Annotated in this window: 5 protein-coding genes; 1 reads left to right on the plus strand and 4 read right to left on the minus strand. The window is 54.4% G+C overall.

From position 1 onward, the window contains the following. Positions 1 to 354 precede the first annotated feature (354 nt). The 3 genes from EJP87_RS00410 to EJP87_RS00420 form a co-directional block, all read right to left on the minus strand. Positions 355 to 1197, minus strand: coding sequence for a lipase family protein (locus EJP87_RS00410; protein ID WP_130469892.1), 843 nt, complete (start codon positions 1195 to 1197; stop codon positions 355 to 357). Between the two features lie 168 nt (positions 1198 to 1365). Then, on the minus strand, positions 1366 to 1995 hold the full coding sequence (locus EJP87_RS00415; RefSeq protein ID WP_130469893.1) for a class I SAM-dependent methyltransferase: 630 nt from the start codon (positions 1993 to 1995) through the stop codon (positions 1366 to 1368). Positions 1996 to 2060: 65 nt separating this feature from the next. Continuing rightward, positions 2061 to 2324 (minus strand): DUF1841 family protein, encoded by a 264-nt coding sequence (locus EJP87_RS00420; protein ID WP_227657384.1) that lies wholly within the window; start codon positions 2322 to 2324, stop codon positions 2061 to 2063. 520 nt (positions 2325 to 2844) lie between these two features. Between EJP87_RS00420 and EJP87_RS00425 the strand changes: the two genes are divergently transcribed. Continuing rightward, a complete protein-coding gene (locus tag EJP87_RS00425; RefSeq protein WP_130469895.1) occupies positions 2845 to 5730 on the plus strand; it encodes a TolC family outer membrane protein in 2886 nt (961 codons plus the stop codon). A 252-nt stretch (positions 5731 to 5982) separates the two neighbouring features. Here EJP87_RS00425 and EJP87_RS00430 read toward each other — a convergent pair whose 3' ends face one another. Next, a complete protein-coding gene (locus EJP87_RS00430; RefSeq protein ID WP_130469896.1) occupies positions 5983 to 6240 on the minus strand; it encodes a hypothetical protein in 258 nt (85 codons plus the stop codon). Positions 6241 to 6276: the final 36 nt, after the last annotated feature.

Raw genomic sequence — 6276 nt, forward strand, 5'->3', positions numbered from 1 at the left:
CATGGCCCCTTCATAAAACAACTGGCCCCCTATGGGGGCCTTCATCAAACCACCCGCTATGCGGGTGGTAGGTGATTTGCCATTAATCAAGATGACTGTATATGGTTGATATAGAGTGGTAGTGAATGATCGGGAGAGTGGGGGTTGTCAATAGTCGTGTAGACAAGCTTTGTAGCATGGCTTTCGCTTTGTGAATAACCCTAGCTCTCCTGGATTCAATGAAAAATATTCCTATTTCACTTACTGCTTAGAAACATCTCTGCCCAGGCGCTTGTCCGGCAGTAATGATGGGTAAGATCTTTTTCTTCGATAAGGCTTCGTCGTAAACCATGTTGGTTAAAACAAAACCTTCTCCTACCACCCCATACGCTGCAACATCTCCGGCCAGGCGCTTGCCCAGCAGCAATAGTGGGTAAAATCTTTTTGTTCGATAAGGCTTTGTCGTAGACTATCGGTTTGTTGTGCCAGAATCTGCTGACTGAGCTCTTTGGGGACCACTTTATCCTTGCCACCCACCCAGTGGCTTTGCCGAATCTGTGCTATCTCCGGCAGGCTCTCTGCTGGGTTGCGCGACTGTGCCAAGGGGGTGTGTTGATGCCAGGCTGTCCAGGCTGCGGTATCCAATGGTGCCGCTACCGTCACCAAACGCTCCGGCTGGAGGGCGCGGGCCAACAGGATGGCCAAGCTGCCACCACCAGAATAACCGACCAAACGCAGGCGCGTCGCCCCAGTCTGCCGCTGCAACTGCTCAATCCCCTCCTGGAGCGCTTGCACTACCTCTGGAGCATAACGGGCGGTGCTCCAATAGTGGGGGCTGCAGTTTTTTCGCTCCGCCTCTTGCACAAATTGACAGGGACGCGCCAGATAGGCAACACTGGGGGAATGATCGGCGATGGCCAACTGCAAAGCCAGCGCCTGCTTGGGCGTGGGATCGTCAGACAAGCGGTTTTCTGTGATCCAGGCTGCACCATCGCCTTCAATATAAACCACCAATAACGGCTCGCCACTCTGCAATCGTACATAACTTTGTAATGTAAAATGGCGCGTCTGCAGCTTCTGCTCCCGCATCTGCCCACTCTCAGCCAGTTGCCGCGCATGCTCCAACCGCGAAGAGCAACCATTCGCCAGCAGCAACAGCAAAAGTGCTAAAACTCTTCCATGACTGAACCAGAAAAGGGTGGCATTCTTGCCTGACATGGTTGCCTGTTTTGCAGAGAGTTTGTGAATAAATCGTCGCCAGCAACTCCACGGGCAAGAGGCAGGCGATTGAGCGACGAGACATATCAAGCAGATAGGCGAGGAGCGAAAGAGCCTGCAACGCCGCCCGTGGGCTGCGCAGCAGATTTATTCACAAACTCAGAGAGCTTATGAAAAGGGTAGCATGCGTGCACTCAACCAATAGTGACACCCCTGCAAACGTTCGCCATAGGCCAGCTCTTGCCACCCTTGCTCACGCAAAATCTGGCGCAAGCTCTCAGGAAGAAGACGCTCCTCCTCTGGTGGGCCCGCTTTGCGACCGGCTTCCCGCTCCGGGCAGGGGGCTTGCGCTCCCCAATCCACAACCAATAACCGACCATCCGGGCGCAAAATGCGCTTGACCTCCTGCAAAGCGGCCAACGCTGGCACCTCATGCAGGGTGAAGGCAATAAAGGCAACATCACAACTGGCGGGCTCCAATTTGCTGTCCAACAGATCCGCCTGCTGCAGTTGCAAATTGGCCTGTGCGGGAAAACGCTGCTTCAGGATCGTCAACATCGCCTCCTGCAGCTCGACCGCAAAAATTTTGCCCTCTGCACCAACCGCTTGCAACAGCGCTTCGGTAAAAAAACCGACCCCACATCCCAGATCGGCTACCTGCATCCCGGGACCAATACCCATCTGGCGCAGCAAGGCCAGAGGATCATCCAGCAAACGACGCTGCGGATCCAACAAATTGGCCGCTTTGGCCGGATCAAAACGATGTTTGGGGTGATGATCGTGCGCCGCCGAGGCCATAGTGTAGATTCCTGAAGAGGGCTGACAAATGGAATATTGCGCAAAGAGCAAAATGCTAACAGATCTCAGTGGACCGCTTCAAGCGCTATCCCCCTGCTGCTTTTCAACTCCGCAAAAGGGATGCGCGGCAGGTTGCGTAACATGGCAACATAACGTGCCCGGTCAAAAGTGTCATGATGCACCTGGATCATGAAAGATTCGTTGGCCATGACGGTGGCAATCAACTGCCGAGCATCCTGGTCGCTGTATCCCTGCGCACACAGACGGCGATAGGTCTCCTGCACTTCAGGTGGTTGACTGGTGCGCAACTGCATGTCTACAGAGTCCATGACAGATTGGTTAGATCGGAAAAAGATTTGATCTCCCATAATGTTACCCTCTTTCTCTACCGCATTGGTCAGGCAATTTTACCGGTGCTTTCCAGAGGTATCTTGCCCAGGCCGCCTCTGGAAACGGCTGGGAGAATGCTCCGAGAACAGTGCCGTGTCAAGGCCCTCTTATCACCGTTAACAGCCCCAAAAACGCAACTCACCGAAGTTCAAAAGCAAACATTCCGCAAAAATATTTTTTGACCTCCTGGAGAGCTTTTGTTACCTTAGCAGGCGTTGCTGATGGCTAAAAACAGAAGAATTTTGATGTTTTTTCTTGTCTCTGGCTTTGTAAAATACATTAATTTTCATGGAAAACATCTATTGAGTCCTCTCTCTTGCTGCTGGCGCCTGGCTTGGGGACATTTTTGTCAAATGTGATATTTGGCACAGTATTTGATTGAATTTCTTTCGATCGGTAGTTGCGGCAACTAAAGGCCGTTTTTGTTCTACACCGCTTTGCGGAGACAGGCTTTTCTTTATGAAAACCAGCATCAAACGTCACACGCTGAAGATTGCCACACCTTTGCTTGCAATTGCCTGCTTTTGTACGTTGGGTGCGGCAGAGAGTTGGAGTGAGGAGGGTGCGGTCTCCAGCTTGCTGATGCGCGATGAAGGGGAGCTGTTGCGCCTGCAGATCGAATCGCGCGTCGGAGTTTTGGCTGGGGCAACCCTTACCGCACGTGGCAGTGAAGTGACGGTCGAGCTGGTGGATGTTGACGCTAAAGAGCTGGCTTCTCTGGTGGACAGCTTGCAACAGCGTCCCGCTTTGCTGCGGGGAGTGCATGTGCTTCCCGGTCGTGACAACAAGGTGCGTCTGGTTTTGCAACTGGCAGCCCCTGTTGCCATTTTTGATGAAACAGTGGTGGCAGCCAGCCAAAATCGTTCCCGCTGGGAGCTGCTTTTGGGACCGGCGGACAGCCGTGCTCCCGATATGGCGCTTGCCCCACCTGCTTTGAGCGCCATGGAGTTGGTCAGTCGTGGGGGGCGCTCCGATTTGATTTTGAGCGGTAGCAGTGGCTTGGTCGCCGAGGTCTATTTTGAGGAAAATCCCCCGCGTTTGTTGATCGATCTGCCGGGGGTGCCACGGGAACAGTTGCTGGCGGTGGCCAACAGTTTTGCGCCGGAAAATAATCTGGTGGTGCGCAATGTGCGCGTGGCGGCGAGTGGTGCCGCTGTGCAGAGCTCCCAGGAAGCGCCAAGCCTGTTGACTGTTGAGCAGCCCACCACCTTGCGCATGCTCTCCCGGAAACGCTATCCGGCATCGGGAGCGATGCGCGAACAGTTTATTTTGCTGGTGGCAGCCGCCAACCCCAAACGTTTTCCTGATCCCAAGGCCGCTTTTGATGCCCCCTTGGCCAAAGGGGAGCAGTTGCAGTTGCCAGCCGGTTTGCCGACAGTGGCAGGCGCTGGCCGCTCTTCGGCCTCAGGCAAGGGTTATCAACTGCTTTTTGAGTTGCAGGAGTCGGTGGATCTGATTGGCAGTGCCGGTGTGATGGAGGGAGACCGGGGGCGGGTGTTGGTCGGTTTGGCTCCTGACGCTCCGCCGCAAGCGGCGATGATGGACAAGGGTAATCTGACCGATCTGCATGTCGATGAGTTGGCTGGACGTTTGGAAATTGCCATTCAGGGGGTTGCCGAGAGCCGGATCAATGCCTATACGGTGGATGAACCGCCACAGTTGATCGTGGATTTTTTGGGTTGGTCTCCCAAGCAATTGGCCGCCGCTGTGGCCGCCTTTACGCCGAGCCATCCGGCAGTGCGCAGCATGCGCGTGGAGACTACCCGTTTGGGTTCGGGACGTTTGGTGGCTGAGTTGGCCAGTCCTACCACTTTAATCAGTAAGAGTCTGACAGCGCAAAAGAGCGGCGAGGAGCTGCAGCGCACCTTGATTTTGGCTTTGCGCACTCCGTTGTCTGGCGATACCACCATGGCGGGAGGAGAGCGGGAGACAGTACGTGATGTCCTGGATGGCCGTTTTCGCAGAACTGTGCGCGAGGAGGGGGATCAAGCGCGTCCCAGCCTGGTGATTCGTCCGGTGCAGTTGGAGGGGCGTTGGGCCAAGGAAAAACCACCCGTGCCCAGCAGAGGCAAAAGTTTTGGATTGTTGCCGATGATGCAGCAGGCATTGGAAAGAGATCCCAAATATCTCTCTGCCAAATCCGATTATGAGGCCAATATCGAGGCTGTCCCGCAGGCGCGTGCCGGCTATCTGCCGAGCGCCAGTTTTGATGCCCAATATAACAAAACGCAGCAAAATGTTTTGAAGGCGGCCAATGCCTCATTTCCGACCGGTGCCTCCACTTATGCCAGCAACAGCCAAACCTTGACCATCACCCAACCGATCTTAAAGTTGCAAGCCTATGTGAAGATGGATCAGGCGGCGTTGGCGGCAGAGCAGGCGCGCATCAATCTGGTGGCGGCAGAGCAGGATCTGTTGTTGCGGGTAGCCACCAACTATCTCAATCTGTTGGCTGCCAAGGATGGGCGAGAGCTGGCGCAGGCGGAGCGTGAGGCGACCGAAAAGCAGTATGAACAGGCCAAACAGCGCCTGGAACGTGGTCTGGGAACCATCACCCAACTGCATGATACCGAAGCCCGATTTGCGGTCACCGAAGCCCATGAAATTGAGGCGGGCAACAGATATGATGATGCCTTGCAGGCGCTGAAAGAGATTGTCGGAGTGCGGGTGGAGGATGTGAAGGGTTTTCGTGGTGATTTTGATGCTCCTTCGCCGCAGCCGGATCGTGTCGATTCCTGGGTGCAGGCGGCTTTGGAGCAGAATCTGGCTTTGCAATCGCGCAATCTGGCTTGGGAAATTGCCGACTTGGAGGTGTCGCGACAACAGGCCGGTTATCTGCCCACCCTCAATCTGGTTGGCACCATGGCGCGTCAGGATTCGGGAGGCTCCCTCTATGGGGATGGGCAGACCAACGAAAACAAGGAGCTGGGTCTGCGCTTTAACATGCCGCTCTTTGAGGGAGGGATGACCCGCTCTTTGGTGCGCGAAGCCTCGGCCCGCAAGGATAAGGCCGAGCAGGAGCGGGAACAGGAGCTGCGTCATACCGAACGGGCGACCCGTTCGGCCTTTTTGGTGGTGCAGGCCAGTTCGCGTTCGCTGGCGGCGCTGCGCAAGACTGTCAAAGCCCAGGACAGCGCTTTGCAAGCCCGTTTGGAAGGGTTCAAGCTGGGCACCACCAGTATCGTCAATGTGGTGGATGCCTACCGTCTGTTTTTCTCGGCCAAGCGCGATTATCTGCAAGCGCGCTATGATTATCTGGTCAACCGCTTGCGCTTGAAGCAGGCTGTCGGCAGCTTAAGCCGCAACGATCTGGAAGATTTGGGTGCTTTGTTGCGCAACGATTAACTCTTTTGGCTCTATTTTTGTACTTCAGGCAGAAAAAATAGAACTAAATTTATAAATTTCTACACAATTGTTGGTTGTAAAACATACCCCTTCTTGTTCCGCGCAACACGGCGAATCCATGGAAAAAACAGCAGGGCAAGCGCATTTGCCAATTTCTTCACTGTTGCCACAAGCGAAACTGTGCATGTCGGGCGTCCGCCCTCCCGAAGAGTGCCCCTGCGGGGCACAAATCGGTGCGGCGTGCGCGAATGCTTAAGCATTCGCTTCTGGTGAAACGCCGCACATTTTCAGCAGGGCTTTGCCCTGCACCCACCAGGAGGAGATAATCTCCTCCTGGACCTCCATAATAATTTTCTGATTTTCAAATGCGCTTGCCCTGAAAAAAACAGCGAAATTTCTTGACAAAATGCAACTATTTGCGCTAATCTGTACACGGGTGCGCGTATATTTAGCCGCTTGCCGACTGCATCGGTTGGGAAGATTGGTTTTTGTTTTTTCTTGGCGTGCCACCACACCGCAACACAATACCATAATCTAGGTTACTTT

The sequence above is a fragment of the Candidatus Magnetaquicoccus inordinatus genome (assembly GCF_004217665.1).
Classification (GTDB): domain Bacteria; phylum Pseudomonadota; class Magnetococcia; order Magnetococcales; family Magnetaquicoccaceae; genus Magnetaquicoccus; species Magnetaquicoccus inordinatus.

Coding starts and splice junctions, on each gene's coding strand:
- EJP87_RS00410 (WP_130469892.1), bottom strand. CDS start 1,197: ATGTCAGGCAAGAATGCCACCCTTTTCTGGTTCAGTCATGGAAGAGTT.
- EJP87_RS00415 (WP_130469893.1), bottom strand. CDS start 1,995: ATGGCCTCGGCGGCGCACGATCATCACCCCAAACATCGTTTTGATCCG.
- EJP87_RS00420 (WP_227657384.1), bottom strand. CDS start 2,324: ATGGACTCTGTAGACATGCAGTTGCGCACCAGTCAACCACCTGAAGTG.
- EJP87_RS00425 (WP_130469895.1), top strand. CDS start 2,845: ATGAAAACCAGCATCAAACGTCACACGCTGAAGATTGCCACACCTTTG.